Origin of the sequence: Thioalkalivibrio sp. (assembly GCF_007692535.1) — a bacterium.
Lineage (GTDB): Bacteria > Pseudomonadota > Gammaproteobacteria > Ectothiorhodospirales > Ectothiorhodospiraceae > Thioalkalivibrio.
In genome coordinates, this window is record NZ_REBW01000085.1 from 1 (window position 1) to 14,795 (window position 14,795).

Below are 14,795 nucleotides of genomic sequence, written 5' to 3' on the forward strand. Positions count from 1 at the left end.
TGGCTGAGCCGCCTGGAGTCCGAGGACCTGGTGCGCTACGGCCTGATCCCCGAGTTCGTCGGCCGCATGCCGGTGCAGGCGACGCTGGAGGAGCTGGACGAGGCCGCGCTGATCACGATCCTGACCCAGCCCCGCAATGCCCTGGTCAAGCAGTACGCGCGCCTGTTCGAAATGGAAGGCGTGGAACTGGAGTTCCGGGAGGACGCCCTGGGCGCGATCGCGCGCAAGGCGATGGCCCGGAAGACCGGCGCACGGGGGCTGCGCTCGATCATGGAGAACATCCTGCTCGATACCATGTACGAGATGCCGTCGATGGAGAACGTCAGCAAGGTGGTGATCGACGAGGCGGTGATCCGGGGCGATGCGGATCCCTATCTCATCTACGAAAACGCCAATTTCGCAAAGCAGGCGGCCTCGGATTCCTGATTCCCGGGGAGGGGCCGGGCTGCTGTTCCTGGTGTCGAAGTCGCGCATCGCTCCCCTCCCCCGCAAGCGGGGGAGGGGGCTTTCATCGTCAGGGGTGGCTGCGTGCACCTCGGGAACCGGTAGGGCGGAAGAGCGCAGCGTCATCCGCCATGCGGCGATCGCAATGTCGTGGGGCATGCGGTTACCCTGGCGCCGGATGGCGGATGACGGGCTTCGCCCTCTTCCGCCCTACGCCTCTTTCATGGTCGGGGGTGGCGCCGTGCCATCAGGGTTGGCGGCACGGCATTCGTGATGAGCAGGAAAGGTATTGATCCCGTCGGTGCCGGGTGGACGATTCGGCCCGGCACCGCCCTGGCCTGAGCGGCCGTTCACCGCACCCTGCGCATCGGGGCCGCGCTCCGCTCGCAGCGACGGGCCGGATCGACCGGCGTTTCCTGGCGGCCGGGTGTGTCCCGCGCCGGGCCGAACATTCCGGCAGGCGGCCGGTCCATTCATGAGACAAAGCTCGTGACCGCCCGGGGAGATCCCCGGCCCCCACTGTGCCCGTCCTTGAAATCGGCGCAGCCGTCCCAAGACTTCCCCATTCAATGACAGTCGACCCTCGAGGGTATCCCATGACCAAGAAGACCACCCCCTCCCAGAACGACGTGGAATCGCCGGTGAAGCGGGTTTCCGTGCTGCCCCTGCGCGACGTGGTCGTGTATCCGCACATGGTGATACCGCTCTTCGTCGGCCGCGAGAAGTCGATCCGCGCGCTGGACTCCGCGATGTCGGACAACAAGCAGGTCCTGCTGGTCGCCCAGAAGAGCGCGGAGATCGACGAGCCGGCCGCGAAGGACCTGCACGACATCGGCACCCTGGGCAACATCCTTCAGCTGCTGCGCCTGCCCGACGGCACCATCAAGGTGCTGGTTGAAGGGGCGCAGCGCGCGCGGGTGATGGACCTCGGCGAGGAGGGTGACCACTTCGCGGCCCAGATCCGCCTGGTCGAGGAAGAGCAGGGTGCCGAGGAGCGCGAGATGGAGGTCCTCTCGCGCTCGGCCCTGAACCTCTTCGAGCAGTACATCAAGCTGAACAAGAAGGTGCCGCCCGAGATCCTGACCTCGCTCGCCGGCATCGACGATGCCTCCCGGCTGGCGGACACCATTGCCGCGCACATGTCGCTGAAGCTGGACGAGAAGCAGAAGGTCCTGGAGATCGAGAGCGTGAAGGACCGTCTCGAGCACCTGATCGCGCAGATCGAGGGCGAGATGGACGTGCTGCAGATCGAGAAGCGCATCCGCGGCCGTGTGAAGCAGCAGATGGAGAAGTCGCAGCGCGAGTACTACCTGAACGAGCAGATGAAGGCCATCCAGAAGGAGCTGGGGGACCTCGAGGACGCCCCGAACGAGGCCGAGGAGCTGGCGCGCAAGATCGAGAAGGCCGGGATGCCGAAAGAGGCCAAGAAGAAGGCGACGGCCGAGCTGAACAAGCTCAAGATGATGTCGCCGATGTCGGCCGAGGCCACGGTGGTGCGCAGCTACATCGACTGGCTGGTCAACGTCCCCTGGAAGAAGCGGACCAAGGTCAGCCAGGACCTCGGCGCCGCGGAGAAGGTGCTGAACGAGGATCACTACGGGCTCGCGGAGGTCAAGGAGCGCATCCTGGAATACCTCGCGGTGCAGTCCCGCGTGCGCAAGATGAAGGGGCCGATCCTGTGCCTGGTGGGTCCGCCGGGCGTCGGCAAGACCTCGCTGGGTCAGTCGATCGCGCGCGCGACGAACCGGAAGTTCTCCCGCATGGCGCTGGGCGGCGTGCGCGACGAGGCGGAGATCCGGGGCCACCGCCGGACCTACATCGGTTCGCTGCCGGGCAAGATCGTGCAGAACCTGGCCAAGGTGGGCGTGCGCAACCCGCTGTTCCTGCTCGACGAAATCGACAAGATGGCGATGGACTTCCGCGGCGATCCCGCATCCGCGCTGCTGGAGGTGCTGGATCCGGAGCAGAACCACACCTTCAGCGACCACTACCTCGAGGTCGACTTCGACCTGTCGGACACGCTGTTCGTCTGCACCGCCAACAGCATGAACATCCCCGGCCCGCTGCTGGATCGGATGGAGGTCATCCGCCTGTCCGGCTACACCGAGGACGAGAAGATCAACATTGCCCGCAACTACCTGATCGGAAAACAGATCAAGGCGAACGGCCTGTCCGACGAGGAGATCCAGATCGGCGACTCGGTGGTGCGTGACATCGTGCGCTACTACACCCGGGAGGCCGGTGTGCGTGCGCTGGAGCGGGAGATCGCGAAGATCTGCCGGAAGGTGGTGAAGCTGCGCCTGCTGGGCAAGGACAAGGCGAAGACCACACAGGTCACGCCGAAGACCCTGCAGCGCTACCTCGGGGTCCGGCGGTTCCGCTTCGGACTCGCGGAGGAGAACGACCAGATCGGACAGGTGACCGGCCTGGCGTGGACCGAGGTCGGCGGCGAGCTGCTGACGATCGAGTCCTCGGTGGTGCCCGGCAAGGGCAAGACCCTGCAGACCGGCAAGCTCGGCGATGTGATGCAGGAGTCGATCCACGCCGCCCTCACCGTGGTGCGCAGCCGCGCGGACGCGCTCGGATTGCCGGAGAACTTCCACGAGAAGTCCGACCTGCACATCCACGTGCCCGAGGGTGCCACGCCGAAGGATGGCCCCAGCGCCGGTATCGGCATGTGCACGGCGATCGTCTCGGCGCTTACCGGCATCCCGGTTCGCGCCGACGTGGCGATGACCGGCGAGATCACGCTGCGGGGCCAGGTCCTGCCGATCGGGGGGCTGAAGGAGAAGCTCCTGGCGGCGCACCGGGGTGGCATCCGGGTCGTGCTCATTCCCGAGGAGAACGAGAAGGACCTGGTCGATATTCCCAAGAATATCAAGGCGAAGCTGGATATCCGTCCGGTGCGGTGGATCGACGACGTGCTGTCAGTGGCCCTGACGCACATGCCCGAGGCGGTGAACAGCGAACCCTCGCCGAAGGTGCCCGAGGTGACCAAACGCGGCGGCGAGCCCCGGCGCAGGAACGTGCGGCACCACTGAAAGACGTGGCAAAGCGTGTAAAATCCGGCCGCAGACGTCTATGATTCGTCTGCGGCCGGTTTTTTGCGCCCAGGGGTATCCGTGGCGCGCCTGCCACAACCGAGCACGCAATACAAGAACAGGGTAGCAACGACACACTGCTCCCGGACGGCATCAGGTGGGTTCTGCCGTCCCAGTCCTGAAGGGCCGTCGTCTGCTTCCGAACACAACACGCATACAAAGGAATCCTGCGCATGAACAAATCCGAACTGATCGAAGCCATTGCCGAAGAAGCCGATGTACCGAAGGCCCAGGCGGGCCGGGTACTGGATGCCCTGACCAGCGTCGTGGGGGGTGCCCTCGCGGAGGGCGAGCAGGTGTCCATGGTGGGTTTCGGCACCTTCATGGTGCGTGAGCGCCCGGCGCGGAGCGGTCGCAACCCGCGTACCGGCGAGAGCATCCAGATCGCCGCGTCCAAGACGCCCTCGTTCAAGGCTGGCAAAGCCCTGAAGGATCGCGTAAACTAACGGGCTTTCCAGGGTTGTTCAGCCGACGGTTGTTGAACCCGGGGCTGATTGACCCGGGGCTGCTCAACTCAGGGGTGCTTAGCTCAGCTGGTAGAGCGTCGCCCTTACAAGGCGAATGTCGGCGGTTCGATCCCGTCAGCACCCACCAGAAAGGCTCAAAACAGCAAGGGCCGGAAGAGATCCGGAGCGGTAGTTCAGTTGGTTAGAATACCGGCCTGTCACGCCGGGGGTCGCGGGTTCGAGTCCCGTCCGCTCCGCCAACATCGAGAAAGGGCGCCTTCTGGCGCCCTTTTGCCGTTGGGGGCCGCGGCACCCCCGATGATGAAAAGCCGCAAACAGTAGGTCGGGTTAGCCCAAAGGGCGTAACCCGACGGGCCTCGCACCCCACCCATGGGCGCAAAATAGCGTCGTCCCCGGGACGTCGTCGGGTTACGCTGCGCTAACCCGACCTACTGGGCCGTGACTTGTACGCTAAAACCCCGCGTCGGCAAGGTGCCCCCGTCCTTCACGTTTCATTCAGATACCCTCGACTATCATCAAGGAAACGGGGATCGCCCCGTCCCTCCAGATTGACGCATTCGATGAGGTGAAAGCATGAAACTGATGAAGACGATGGTCGCGGTGGCCCTGGCGTTGAGCCTCGGGGCCTGCGCAACCCAGCCGACGCAGCAACAGACCGGCTCCGTGGTGGGCGGTGTGCTCGGTGGCCTGCTGGGTACCCAGGTCGGCGGCGGGCGCGGCCAGACTGCGGCGATCATCGCCGGGACGCTGGCCGGTGCGGCGATCGGCGGTTCGATCGGGCGCAATATGGACGAGACGGACCAGCGCCGGGTCCACAGCACACTGGAGACGACGCCCGACAACCGCACAGTGGCCTGGAGCAATCCAAACACCGGCAACCAGTTCGAGACCACCCCGACGCGGACCTTCCAGTCGGCTGGACAGGACTGCCGGGAGTACCGGGTCCTCGGTGAGATCGACGGCCGGACCGAGACCATCGTCGGCACCGCCTGCCGCGACGCCCAGGGCCGCTGGATCAACCAGTAACCGCCAATGTCGGTGCGGGTGGGGCCCCGGGGGTGTTCAGACCAGGATGCCGCTTTCAGCGATGCCGTCGAAGACGAACTGAACGGCGAGGGCGCACAGCAGCACGCCGAGTATCCGCGTGAGCACCTGCGCGCCGGTGACACCCAGCAGGTGCTGGATGCGCACGGCCGCCAGCAGGCAGAGGAAAGTCAGCAGCAGCACCAGCAGCAGCATCGCCAGAACCGTGGCCTGATGCAGGGTATCGCCGCTGGTGCCAGCCATCAGCAGGATGGCCGCGCCCATCGCGCCCGGGCCGGCGATCAGCGGTGTCGCCAGTGGAAACACCGAGATGTCGGCACGGCCGGAGGCCTCGCGCGTCTCGCTCTCGGTCGCGGACACCCCTCCCGATTGCCGCGCGAAGACCATGTCGATGCCGATCAGCAGCAGCAGGATGCCGCCGGCGGTGCGCAGGGCCGGCAGCGAGATGCCGAGCCAGGATAGTAGGGTCTCGCCCAGCAGGGCGAAGCCGAGCAGGATGATGGTGGCCACCACGGTGGCCCGCAGGGCCATCTTCTGCCGGGCAGCGGGGGTGTGCTTCGGCGTCAACGCCGCGTAGACCACGGCCACATCGACCGGCCCGACGGTCACGAAGAAGGTCGTAAAGGCAACGATCGCAACATCAATCATCCGTCACCCTACCCCCACGGCAAGAATCCGGGTTCGGCACCGGCATCGCGGGCCTGCCTCGAAGTCTACTCCGATCGTATGCACCGAAGGCCGCGAGGCGGGCGCGCGGTTCGAACGCCGGTTGGCATCGTGGCGGGCGGCGGCGCAAAATGCGCGCTGTCCTGGTCCACGGGGTCCTGTCGAGGTCGATGAAGGAATTCCGCCTGCGCCTGCTGATCTCCTCGCAGGAAATGCTCACCTATTATACCGGTGACGCCCGCTACCTGGTGGCGACCGCAAGCGATGGGACGCGGGTGCAGATGCCCGCGCGCTTCCTGCGGCCTCACGTGACCAGCCAGGGCGTCGTCGGTGAATTCCTGCTCCGCTGCGACGACCGAAACCGTTTCGTCAGCCTGGAGCGGGTGCGCGGCTAGCGTGAAAATGCAGCCACGGAAAAACACGGAAAACACCGAAACGGAAACGAATCAAACTCTTTTCCGTGTGTTTCCGTGTTTTCCGTGGCGCGGCTTTTCATCGTCAGGTGTGGCACAGGGCCATGAACGTTAACGTGAAAGTCACAGCCCAGTAGGTCGGGTTAGCGCAGCGTAACCCGACGACGTCCCGGGGACGACGCTATTTTGCGCCCATGGGTGGGGTGCGAGGCCCGTCGGGTTACGCCCTTTGGGCTAACCCGACCTACAGGTTGCGGCTTTTCATCATCAGGGGTGCCGCACCCCCCAACGGCATGAACGTTAGCGGTGATGCCTGCGCTCACCCGCGCCCGGAAGCGCCGAAGATGCTCTCCTGCAGATGCCACTTCGATGCCAGGGTCTCGGTGGCGTTGAGGATCTCCTCGGCGCGGGCGGGGTGGTTCCAGGTGCCCCGGGCGAGCCAGGCCAGCGCGGTTTCCCGGTCCGGTGCCAGCGATAGCAGATGGATGAGTTCACCGGCGTCGCCGCCGATGATCTCGCCTCCGAGCAGGGCGCCGCTGTCCATGTCCCCGATCAGGCGCACGAAACCCTCCGGTTCGTCCTGTCCGAGTGCGCGTGGCGAGGTCTCGAAGGCGGCGAAACCCACCGCGGGTTCCAGTTCCTCATCCTCTGCCGTGTCCTCGTCCAGGCCCAGGCGCGCCATCTCCACCGCGCTGTAGACCACCATGGGAACGAAGCGGCCATCCTGCCGTCGCTGGTTGCCACCGAGAATGTTCTCGACCGCAATCGTGGCATCCGACAGTGCGTGGTTGGCGGTCATCCAGTCGCCGGCGACATCGCCGATGGCGTAGACGTTCGGCGCCGCCGTCTGCAGGGTTTCACCGCGCTGGATGAAGCCCTTGGGGTCCGTTGCCACCCCGATGCGGTCGAGTCCCAGGTCCGCGGTGAAGGGCCTGCGGCCGGTACCCAGAAGCACCCAGTCCGCTTCGAAGCGGTCGCTGTCCGTGGTAATGGCGATCCGCTCGTTCTCGTGCATCACCGATTCGTAGCGCTGCACCCGGCGTGCCTCGATCCCCTGCACTGCCAGCTGCTCCCGTAGCGTCGACAGGGCCTGCGGGCTGAACCGGAGACGAGACAGTGGCGGTGAACGCGTCAGCCAGGTGACCTCCCGGCCCAGCATCTGCAGTATGAAGGCGAACTCGGTCGCGATCACGCCGCTGCCGATGACCGCTACACGTCGCCCCGGAGGCGGGGGCCGATCGAACAGCATGTCGGTGCTGAGCACGCGTCCTTCCTGCAGAGCAAAGGGCTCGGGAACGATGGGAGCGGCGCCGGTAGCGATGATGCTGTGCCGGGCCTCGACGGTCTCGCGCCCGTTCGCGCCCTCGATCTCGACGACCTCTGGGCCGAGAAAGCGGGCATGTCCTTCCCTGGACTCGACTTTCAGATGCTTGAGGTAGCTGCGGTAGCTGTCCCGCACCGTGCCGACCACCCGGTGCTGGTGCTCCCAGGCCCGGCCGAGGTCACCGGACAGCGTCCCGTCGATGCCGCGGTCGGCGAAGTGCCGCTGGGCCGCGAGCAGGCGCGCACTGTGGTACCAGTCCTTCTTGGGCACGCAGCCACGATTCAGGCAGCAGCCACCCCACTGATCCCGTTCGATGATGACCACACGCAGGCCGCGCAGGGCTCCGAACACGGCGGCCCGGTAGCCGCCGGGGCCGCTGCCGATCACCGCGAGGTCGAAGGGCGCACTCACGGCCGGCCCCCTTCCAGGTCGATCACCGGGTGGTGCCACTCCAGTTTGGTGAGTTCAAGCGTGAAGACGTTGCCATCGGCCTCGTAGTCCAGGCGAACGGGCAGGTAGTCCAGCGCAGGCACGAACCAGCCGGCCAGTTCCACGCCGCTGCTGTCGTCCTTGCGCACCACCTGCAGTGCGTCCATCCGCCCGAGCACCGTGTCGATGCTGTGCGTGCCCTGCAGGGTCAGCGAGTATTCACGGAGCCGGTCACGCTCGAGCACCGTCACGGTGAGGGTCTTTCCGAGGTTGCCGTTCCGCAGTTGCTCCATCGTCAGGTAGAGCGAGGACAGGAAGTCCAGCGTACCCGGTGGCACCGCCAGGTCGAAGGACTTCCGGTTGATGTGCCCGTGCGCCCGACTCGTGGTCCAGTCGAAACGCGTTTCGACCTTGCGTTCCCGGCGCGGCGTCACCTGGACGCTCCGGGTCTGCACCAGATTCAGGTTCCCGTCGCCGGACTTGAAGACGGCCTCGCGAGTGAACTCGAAGCGACCGAGAATCCGCAGGAATCCGGATACGTGGGCGTCCATGGCCATGCGGATGTTGTCGCCCTCACGGCTCAGGGTGCTCTGGGCCACCACCGTGTTACCGAACGCCTGCGCCTCGTAGGTCGCGGTGTATGCAGGGATGGGCCCGGCCAGCGCCGGCTGTGCGGCCCCTGCCAGCAACAACAGCAGAATCAGTCTTGGCCAGCGCATCGTTTCGTGGTCTCCATGGTGTCATCGAGCAGCAGGGGCCGTTCGAGCGGGCTGCCATCGCACAAGACCTTGTCCCCCGCGGCCTGAATCCGCCCTGAACAGATCAGTCCGACCGCCGCGGGGTACAGTCGGTGCTCGGCCGCCCGCACGCGGGCCGCCAGGGTTTCGGGATCGTCGTGCGAATGCACCGGGACCCGGGCCTGCATCAGCACCGGCCCACCGTCCAGTTCCGTGGTCACGAAATGAACGCTGGCTCCATGGACCTCGGCCCCCGCCGCCAGTGCACGTGCGTGGGTGTCAAGCCCGCGGAAATCCGGCAGTAACGACGGATGGATATTGACCATCCGGCCCGCAAAACGTGCGACGAACGCGTCGGTCAGGATACGCATGAACCCGGCGAGCACGATCAGGTCGGGCGCGGATGCTTCAATGACCTCAGCCAGCGCCTGGTCGAAGCCCTCCCGGTCCGGGTACTCGCGATGGTCCACCACCGCGTAGGGAATCCTGGACTGCCGGGCGAAATCCAGGCCCCGTGCCTGCGGGCGATTGCTGATCACGCGGACCACCCGGCCATCGATCCGGCCGCTGCTGCAGGCCTCGATCAATGCATTCAGGTTGCTCCCGCGCCCGGAGATCAGCACGACCAGGCGCTTCTCCCCGGCGTCGGACCGGGCGGCATACCGCCTGGAAACCTGGCCCGCCGGAGCGTCGCCCCCGGCCTTCATGTCGACTCGTAGTGGATGGTGGGTGTCCCCGATCCATTGACGACCCTACCGATCGGCCAGGCCGCGAGTCCCGCATCGGCCAGCTCCGAGGCGGCCGCGTCCACGCTCGCCTCGGGCAGGACCACCACCATGCCGATGCCGCAGTTGAAGGTGCGCAGCATCTCCGCCTCCGAGATGCCGCCGGCGCTCTGCAGCCAGTCGAAGACGGGGGGCCGCGGCCAGGCGGCGAGGTCGATTCTTCCATCCAGACCCTGCGGCAACACGCGCGGCAGATTCTCGGTGAGGCCGCCTCCGGTGATGTGGGCGAGCGCATGCACCGGCTGTGCCTTCAGCAGCGCCAGCAGGGCGCGCACGTAGATCGTGGTCGGCGCGAGCAGGGCGTCCCCGAGCGCCACGCCGCCGCTGCCGTCGAGCGGTTGCCGGAGATCCGCCGCGCTCAGTTCCAGGACCCGGCGGATCAGCGAATAACCGTTCGAATGCGGGCCGCTGGAGGCGAGGCCCAACAGCACGTCGCCGGCCTTCACCGCGGTCCCGTCGAGGATCTCGTCGCGTTCCACGATCCCGACCGCAAACCCCGCGAGATCGTAGTCGCCGTCCTGGTACATGCCCGGCATCTCCGCGGTCTCGCCCCCAACCAGCGCGCAGCCCGCCTGTTCGCAGCCCTCGGCGATGCCCTTGACCACGTCCGCGGCCACGTCGACGTCGAGACGTCCGGTCGCGTAGTAGTCGAGAAAGAACAGTGGCTCGGCACCCTGAACGATGATGTCGTTCACGCACATCGCGACCAGGTCGATCCCGATGCTGTCGTGCCGCCCGAGTTCCTGGGCGACGCGCAGCTTGGTGCCGACACCGTCGGTGCCGGAGACCAGCACGGGCCTGCGGAAGCGCTCGACAGGGAGTTCGAACAGCGCTCCGAAGCCGCCCAGCCCGGCGAGCACGCCGGGTCGACGTGTACGCGCCGCGTACGGCTTGATGCGTTCCACGAGCTCGCTGCCTGCCGTGATGTCGACGCCAGCGTCGCGATAGGTCAAACCGGGGCTTGATTCAGGCATGGAGGCTCTCTCGGACGGGGGAGTGAATGGTAACGACGGCAGGTAACGCATGCAAAAGGGACTCCGGAAAACGCCGCCGCCTGTGCTATGTTGCGCGCTGTTCACCCTTGCGGGTCGTGCTCTGGAGAGGTGCGTGGCGTTTCCTGACAAGACAGCCCCGGGTTTCGGTCCCTGGCGGCGCTTCCTGGCCGTCGCGGGCATGTTGTGTCTGCTGGCTTCGGCGGCCCCCGCCAGCGCCACGCTGATCGAGTGGATGGTCGAGGCCGAAAGCGAGGAGGCGGCACTGGCTTCCGGACTCGAGGACGTGCTGGTGCGGCTGGCGGGCTTCCGCTCCCCTGCCATTGATGCGCTCGTCCCCACATTGCTCGAGGCTGACGAGCAGCCCTGGCTGCGGTCACGCGAGCGGCGTGGAGGAGGGCGCTTCCTCCTGGTCTTCGACCGGGCGCGACTGCGGGCCGTGCTGCAGGAGGCCGAAGTCCCGGTGTGGGTGGGCTCGCGTCCGGCGCTCCTGGTCTGGGTGGTCCTCGAGCGCGACGACCGCAGGCTGCTGCTGGGCTCGGGAATGGACGAGGAATCGGTACTGGCAGTGTTGCGGGACTGGTCCGTCCGCCGCGATCTGCCGTTGCTCTTCCCCCTCGGGGACCTGGAGGACCGCCGACAGGTCCATACGGCCGATGTGGTCGGCGGCGCAGTCGAGGCGCTGGCCGAGCCCAGCCGCCGCTACGATGCCGATGGTCTGCTGCTGGTCCACGTGTCTCCGCGTGGCGACCGCCAGCGTGCGCGCGTCTGGGTCGACTATCGGAACCATCGACTGCAGGCCGAGCGATCCGAGGCCACGGCCGCTGCGGCGGTAAGTGAGGCGGTCGCGGAGGTCATGGACGCCCTCGGCGCGCGTACGGCGCGCGTTCTCGTGGGGCAGGAGTCGGCGCTGGTCGGTTTTTCCGGTGTCGGCGGCATGTCGGACCTGCAGTCGCTGCGCGCTCGCCTGGTCGCTTTGGAGGCCGTTCAGGACACGCAATTGAGCCGGTTGCTGCCGGGGGCTGCCGTCCTCGAGCTGCGTACGGGGCTGGATGCCACGGCGCTGGCTCAGGTGCTGGCGGCCGAGGGTTTTCGGGCCGCCGATGCGCCACGGGCTGCCGGCCCGGGCGTCAACCTGTGGTTCCACGCCCATCGCTGACCCGCCATGAACCTTCGCCAACTACCGAACCTGATCACGCTGTCGCGTGTGTTCCTGACGATTCCGGTCGTCTGGTTTCTCTACCGGGGCGACTATTGGCCCGCGCTGGTCCTGCTGGCCATTGCCGGCCTGACCGATGCGCTGGACGGGTATCTGGTTCGGCGCTACGGCTGGGCCACGGAACTGGGTTCCTGGCTGGATCCGGCTGCGGACAAGATCCTGATGCTGGGCATCTACCTGGCGGTGGCCCTCAGTGGCCTGCTGCCCATCTGGTTGCTGGTGCTGGTGGTTGGACGCGATGTGTGGCTCTCGCTGGGCTCCCTGGCCTACCGGCGCTGGGTCGGTCCCTTGCAGGTCGAGCCACTGATGATCAGCAAGATCAACACCTTCTTCCAGATTCTTCTGGTACTGGGCGCGATCCTCAAGGTGGGTATCCTCGATCTGGATCCGGTCTGGGTGCAGCTGCTGATCGTGATCGTGACCTTTACGACGGTGACAAGCGGGGTGGCCTACACCGTGGTCTGGGGCCGTCGTGCCTGGCGACACTTCCACGACACATCGTCTTTTCCCAAGGCGTCCCCGCGGGCATGATGCCGGATTGCCTGCGGCATCGTGGCCGCCACCGGGCCGGACCATCGAGCCGCGATCTTTGCGTGCTTCGCCGCCCGGTCGGGCGTTTGGGGCAATCCGGCGATGCCCGTTAGACAGCTGCCCCTGGACCTGCGGCTGCGCGACCATTCGCGCTTCGACACCTTCCACGCTGACGGCAACGGTCTGGCCGCGGCCACCCTGAAGGCGATGGCGGCCGGTGCCGGGGAGCGGCAGGTCTTCCTCCACGGCGGGGCGGGATCGGGCAAGACCCACCTGCTCCAGGCGGCCTGCCACGAGGCCTTCGCGCAGCGACGGTCCTGCGCCTATCTGCCGCTGCAGGAACTGCAGGCCCTGGATCCCGGCGCGGTGCTGGATGGGATGGAAGGGCTGGAACTGCTGGTCCTCGATGACCTTCAGGCCGTTGCGGGACAGCCGGACTGGGAACGGGCGCTGTTCGGGCTGATCAACCAGGTGCGGGAGCGAAGGGGGCAGTTGCTGCTCGCGGCGCGCGCGGCTCCGGAGGCGATCGGCTGCCGCCTTCCGGACCTCACATCCCGCCTCGGGTGGGGCCCGGTGTTCCGGCTGGATCAGCCAGGGGATCTGGAACTCAAGGCAATCCTGCAGAAGCGCGCCGCGTTGCGCGGGCTGGAATTGAGCGGGGCCGTGGCCGACTATCTGCTGCGTCACGAGTGTCGCGAACTGGAGGTTCTGCTGAGACTTCTGGATCGGCTGGATCTGGCGGCACTGGCGGAGCAGCGCCGCCTCACCATCCCCTTCATCCGGGAGCAACTGCGGCGACCGCCCGGTAGGGAATGAGTCAGGCTTCCGGTGCCCGGCGGCGCTCCCATCCAAAGGCGCGGACATACAGCAGGCAGCCGCTGAAAAGCACCAGTGCGAGGACCAGCATCAACAGGCCGTAGAGGCGGTCTTCCGCGACGGCAGCGAGGGTGATGCCGATCACGACGTAGAGCAGCGCCAACAGGCTGGTCCAGGCGTGGGTCCGCTGCCGTCCGTGCAGCAGGCCGCGCAGCGGAGCCAGCAGCGGCAGGAGCAGCACCAGCAGGACCAGTGAGCGCGGCAGATGCTGGGGTGGGTCGATCAGGCTCGTCCATGCCAGGATCAGGAAGAACAGACCGAAATAGCCGCCCAAGGTCAGCCAGCGCCCTGCACGCAACGGGTTCAAGGCGCGGTATCCCCCCGCAACTGTCCGGCCAAACGGCCGATGCGCTCGCCCAGGGCCTCGGCGATGCGACGCTCCTCGCGCGTGATCTCGCGGCTGCCGTCAGGGCCGGCGACGTGCGAGGGACCGTAGGGGCTGCCGCCGCTGGCGGTGCTGGTCAGCTCGGGCACGGTATACGGGACCCCGACCCAGACCATGCCCTGGTGGATCAGCGGCAGGGCCATGCTCAGCAGGGTGGTTTCCTGGCCACCGTGCATGGTCGCGGTGCTGGTGAAGACGCCGAAGGGCCTGTCCACCAGCGCGCCACTGGCCCAAAGGCCGCTGGTTCCGTCGAGAAAGTACTTGAGCGGCGCCGCCATGTTGCCGAAACGCGTTGGGGAACCCAGCGCCAGGCCATCGGTTTCCTCCAGGTCCCGTACCGTGGCGTAGGGCGGGCCCTGTTCCGGGACTGCCGGTGCCTCGGCCTCCAGGTTGGTGGTGACCGGTGCCACCGTGCGTACGCGCGCCACGGCGCCCGATTTCTCGACCCCGGTGGCGATGTGCCTTGCCAACTGGGCCGTGGCCCCATAGCGGCTGTAGTACAGCACGAGTATCTCGGTCATCAGAGGATCTCCAGTACGCGCTCGGGTGGGCGTCCCACGCGGGCCTTTCCTGCGTGGAGCACGATCGGACGTTCGATCAATTTCGGGTGTTCGACCATGGCCTGGAGCAACTGTTCGTCCGAAACGCCGGGATCATCGAGTCCGAGTTCGCGGTATTCGGCTTCGCCGGTGCGCAGGAGGTCCCGCGGCAGGATGCCGAGCCGGTCGAGCACGGTCTGCAGCGTCGCCGCGTCGGGCGGGGTCTTCAGGTACTCGACGACCTCGGGCTCGAGCCCGCGCTCTCGCAGCAGGGCCAGCGCGGCACGCGATTTGCTGCAGCGGGGGTTGTGGTAAATACGCAGGGAATCGGTCATCGTCGCCTCCGGAGGTGAACATGAACAGCAATGCCAATGGTAGCGAGGCACTGCGTTGCCGGGTAACCGGACGCGTGCAGGGTGTCTTTTTCCGGGCCTCGACCGAGCGCAAGGCGCGCTCGCTGGGCATCGTCGGGCATGCCCGCAATCTGCCCGACGGTAGCGTCGAGGTGCTGGCCGTCGGCACGGCCGGTGCGCTGTCCGAATTGCGCGCCTGGCTCGGGGCCGGCCCTCCCCAGGCCCGGGTCACGGCCGTGGACTGCGCGCCGGAACCGCTTCCCGACCCGTTGCCGCGCGAGTTCTCTACACGTTAACTTTCATGGCCCTGCGCCACCCCTGGCGATGAAAAGCCGCAAACGGTAGGTCGGGTTAGCCCAGAGGGCGTAACCCGACGGGTCTCGTACCCGACCATGGGCGCAAAGCAGCCTCGTCCCCGGCACGTCGGGTTACGCTACGCTAACCCGACCTACGGAACTTTCAGGTTAACGGTGGAGCGTTCGCGCAGGAA

The 14,795-nt window shown here is 66.8% G+C and carries 15 protein-coding genes, 2 tRNA genes and 2 pseudogenes; 11 read left to right on the forward strand and 8 right to left on the reverse strand.

Annotated elements, in window-relative coordinates:
* From EA346_RS03430 to EA346_RS03460, 6 genes and pseudogenes are all read left to right on the forward strand, one after another.
* Nucleotides 1–426, forward strand: a pseudogene (locus EA346_RS03430) (ATP-dependent Clp protease ATP-binding subunit ClpX); the annotation flags it as partial.
* Nucleotides 427–1,040: 614 nt separating this feature from the next.
* A pseudogene (lon, locus tag EA346_RS03440) lies at nt 1,041–3,398 on the forward strand (endopeptidase La); the annotation flags it as partial.
* Between the two features lie 320 nt (nt 3,399–3,718).
* Complete coding sequence (locus tag EA346_RS03445; protein ID WP_296755667.1) at nt 3,719–3,991, forward strand: HU family DNA-binding protein; 273 nt, start codon at nt 3,719–3,721, stop codon at nt 3,989–3,991.
* 72 nt (nt 3,992–4,063) lie between these two features.
* Nucleotides 4,064–4,139 (forward strand) — tRNA-Val (locus EA346_RS03450).
* A 35-nt stretch (nt 4,140–4,174) separates the two neighbouring features.
* A tRNA-Asp gene (locus EA346_RS03455) sits at nt 4,175–4,251 on the forward strand.
* Between the two features lie 343 nt (nt 4,252–4,594).
* The gene (locus EA346_RS03460) at nt 4,595–5,038 is read left to right on the forward strand and encodes an RT0821/Lpp0805 family surface protein (protein ID WP_296755695.1); all 444 of its coding nucleotides are present in this window, start codon (nt 4,595–4,597) and stop codon (nt 5,036–5,038) included.
* Nucleotides 5,039–5,074: 36 nt separating this feature from the next.
* On the opposite strand, the gene EA346_RS03465 is transcribed toward EA346_RS03460, so the two are convergent.
* Complete coding sequence (locus EA346_RS03465) at nt 5,075–5,704, reverse strand: MarC family protein (protein ID WP_296755669.1); 630 nt, start codon at nt 5,702–5,704, stop codon at nt 5,075–5,077.
* Between the two features lie 188 nt (nt 5,705–5,892).
* On the opposite strand from EA346_RS03465, the gene EA346_RS03470 reads away from it, so the two are divergent.
* Entirely contained in the window at nt 5,893–6,117 is a 225-nt protein-coding gene (locus EA346_RS03470) for a DUF2835 family protein (RefSeq protein WP_296755697.1), read from the forward strand.
* Between the two features lie 337 nt (nt 6,118–6,454).
* On the opposite strand, the gene EA346_RS03475 is transcribed toward EA346_RS03470, so the two are convergent.
* The 4 genes from EA346_RS03475 to purM are packed head-to-tail and all read right to left on the reverse strand — an operon-like array spanning nt 6,455 to nt 10,384.
* The gene (locus EA346_RS03475) at nt 6,455–7,870 is read right to left on the reverse strand and encodes an NAD(P)/FAD-dependent oxidoreductase (protein WP_296755673.1); all 1,416 of its coding nucleotides are present in this window, start codon (nt 7,868–7,870) and stop codon (nt 6,455–6,457) included.
* Complete coding sequence (locus tag EA346_RS03480) at nt 7,867–8,607, reverse strand: DUF3108 domain-containing protein (protein ID WP_296755676.1); 741 nt, start codon at nt 8,605–8,607, stop codon at nt 7,867–7,869. The genes EA346_RS03475 and EA346_RS03480 overlap by 4 nt, the downstream gene beginning before the upstream one ends.
* Nucleotides 8,589–9,332, reverse strand: coding sequence for a phosphoribosylglycinamide formyltransferase (gene purN, locus EA346_RS03485; RefSeq protein WP_296755677.1), 744 nt, complete (start codon nt 9,330–9,332; stop codon nt 8,589–8,591). The genes EA346_RS03480 and purN overlap by 19 nt, the downstream gene beginning before the upstream one ends.
* Nucleotides 9,329–10,384: a phosphoribosylformylglycinamidine cyclo-ligase gene (gene purM, locus EA346_RS03490; protein WP_296755679.1), complete on the reverse strand. Its 1,056-nt coding sequence runs from the start codon at nt 10,382–10,384 to the stop codon at nt 9,329–9,331. Before purM ends, purN begins: the two co-directional genes overlap by 4 nt.
* A 133-nt stretch (nt 10,385–10,517) precedes the next feature.
* On the opposite strand from purM, the gene EA346_RS03495 reads away from it, so the two are divergent.
* The 3 genes from EA346_RS03495 (at nt 10,518) to hda (ending at nt 12,968) form a co-directional block, all read left to right on the forward strand.
* On the forward strand, nt 10,518–11,561 hold the full coding sequence (locus tag EA346_RS03495; RefSeq protein WP_296755680.1) for a DUF2066 domain-containing protein: 1,044 nt from the start codon (nt 10,518–10,520) through the stop codon (nt 11,559–11,561).
* A 6-nt stretch (nt 11,562–11,567) separates the two neighbouring features.
* Nucleotides 11,568–12,152 (forward strand): CDP-alcohol phosphatidyltransferase family protein, encoded by a 585-nt coding sequence (locus EA346_RS03500; RefSeq protein ID WP_296755683.1) that lies wholly within the window; start codon nt 11,568–11,570, stop codon nt 12,150–12,152.
* 102 nt (nt 12,153–12,254) lie between these two features.
* Complete coding sequence (gene hda / locus EA346_RS03505) at nt 12,255–12,968, forward strand: DnaA regulatory inactivator Hda (protein ID WP_296755685.1); 714 nt, start codon at nt 12,255–12,257, stop codon at nt 12,966–12,968.
* A gap of 1 nt (nt 12,969) precedes the next feature.
* Here the strand turns inward: hda and EA346_RS03510 are convergent, their stop codons facing one another.
* From EA346_RS03510 to arsC, 3 genes are read right to left on the reverse strand one after another with little or no spacing between them, the layout of a single operon-like run.
* Nucleotides 12,970–13,326, reverse strand: a complete 357-nt coding sequence (locus tag EA346_RS03510; protein ID WP_296755700.1) for a DUF2069 domain-containing protein — start codon at nt 13,324–13,326, stop codon at nt 12,970–12,972.
* A gap of 5 nt (nt 13,327–13,331) precedes the next feature.
* On the reverse strand, nt 13,332–13,934 hold the full coding sequence (gene wrbA, locus EA346_RS03515; protein ID WP_296755688.1) for an NAD(P)H:quinone oxidoreductase: 603 nt from the start codon (nt 13,932–13,934) through the stop codon (nt 13,332–13,334).
* Nucleotides 13,934–14,287 carry an arsenate reductase (glutaredoxin) gene (gene arsC, locus EA346_RS03520; protein ID WP_296755690.1) on the reverse strand — a complete coding sequence of 118 codons (354 nt, stop codon included), beginning with the start codon at nt 14,285–14,287 and terminating at the stop codon, nt 13,934–13,936. Before arsC ends, wrbA begins: the two co-directional genes overlap by 1 nt.
* Nucleotides 14,288–14,307: 20 nt before the next feature.
* Between arsC and EA346_RS03525 the strand changes: the two genes are divergently transcribed.
* The gene (locus EA346_RS03525; RefSeq protein WP_296755692.1) at nt 14,308–14,601 is read left to right on the forward strand and encodes an acylphosphatase; all 294 of its coding nucleotides are present in this window, start codon (nt 14,308–14,310) and stop codon (nt 14,599–14,601) included.
* Nucleotides 14,602–14,795 lie beyond the last annotated feature (194 nt).

Coding starts and splice junctions, on each gene's coding strand:
- EA346_RS03525 (WP_296755692.1), top strand. CDS start 14,308: ATGAACAGCAATGCCAATGGTAGCGAGGCACTGCGTTGCCGGGTAACC.
- EA346_RS03465 (WP_296755669.1), bottom strand. CDS start 5,704: ATGATTGATGTTGCGATCGTTGCCTTTACGACCTTCTTCGTGACCGTC.
- purN (WP_296755677.1), bottom strand. CDS start 9,332: ATGAAGGCCGGGGGCGACGCTCCGGCGGGCCAGGTTTCCAGGCGGTAT.
- EA346_RS03500 (WP_296755683.1), top strand. CDS start 11,568: ATGAACCTTCGCCAACTACCGAACCTGATCACGCTGTCGCGTGTGTTC.
- EA346_RS03480 (WP_296755676.1), bottom strand. CDS start 8,607: ATGCGCTGGCCAAGACTGATTCTGCTGTTGTTGCTGGCAGGGGCCGCA.
- purM (WP_296755679.1), bottom strand. CDS start 10,384: ATGCCTGAATCAAGCCCCGGTTTGACCTATCGCGACGCTGGCGTCGAC.
- arsC (WP_296755690.1), bottom strand. CDS start 14,287: ATGACCGATTCCCTGCGTATTTACCACAACCCCCGCTGCAGCAAATCG.
- hda (WP_296755685.1), top strand. CDS start 12,255: ATGCCCGTTAGACAGCTGCCCCTGGACCTGCGGCTGCGCGACCATTCG.
- EA346_RS03470 (WP_296755697.1), top strand. CDS start 5,893: ATGAAGGAATTCCGCCTGCGCCTGCTGATCTCCTCGCAGGAAATGCTC.
- wrbA (WP_296755688.1), bottom strand. CDS start 13,934: ATGACCGAGATACTCGTGCTGTACTACAGCCGCTATGGGGCCACGGCC.
- EA346_RS03445 (WP_296755667.1), top strand. CDS start 3,719: ATGAACAAATCCGAACTGATCGAAGCCATTGCCGAAGAAGCCGATGTA.
- EA346_RS03460 (WP_296755695.1), top strand. CDS start 4,595: ATGAAGACGATGGTCGCGGTGGCCCTGGCGTTGAGCCTCGGGGCCTGC.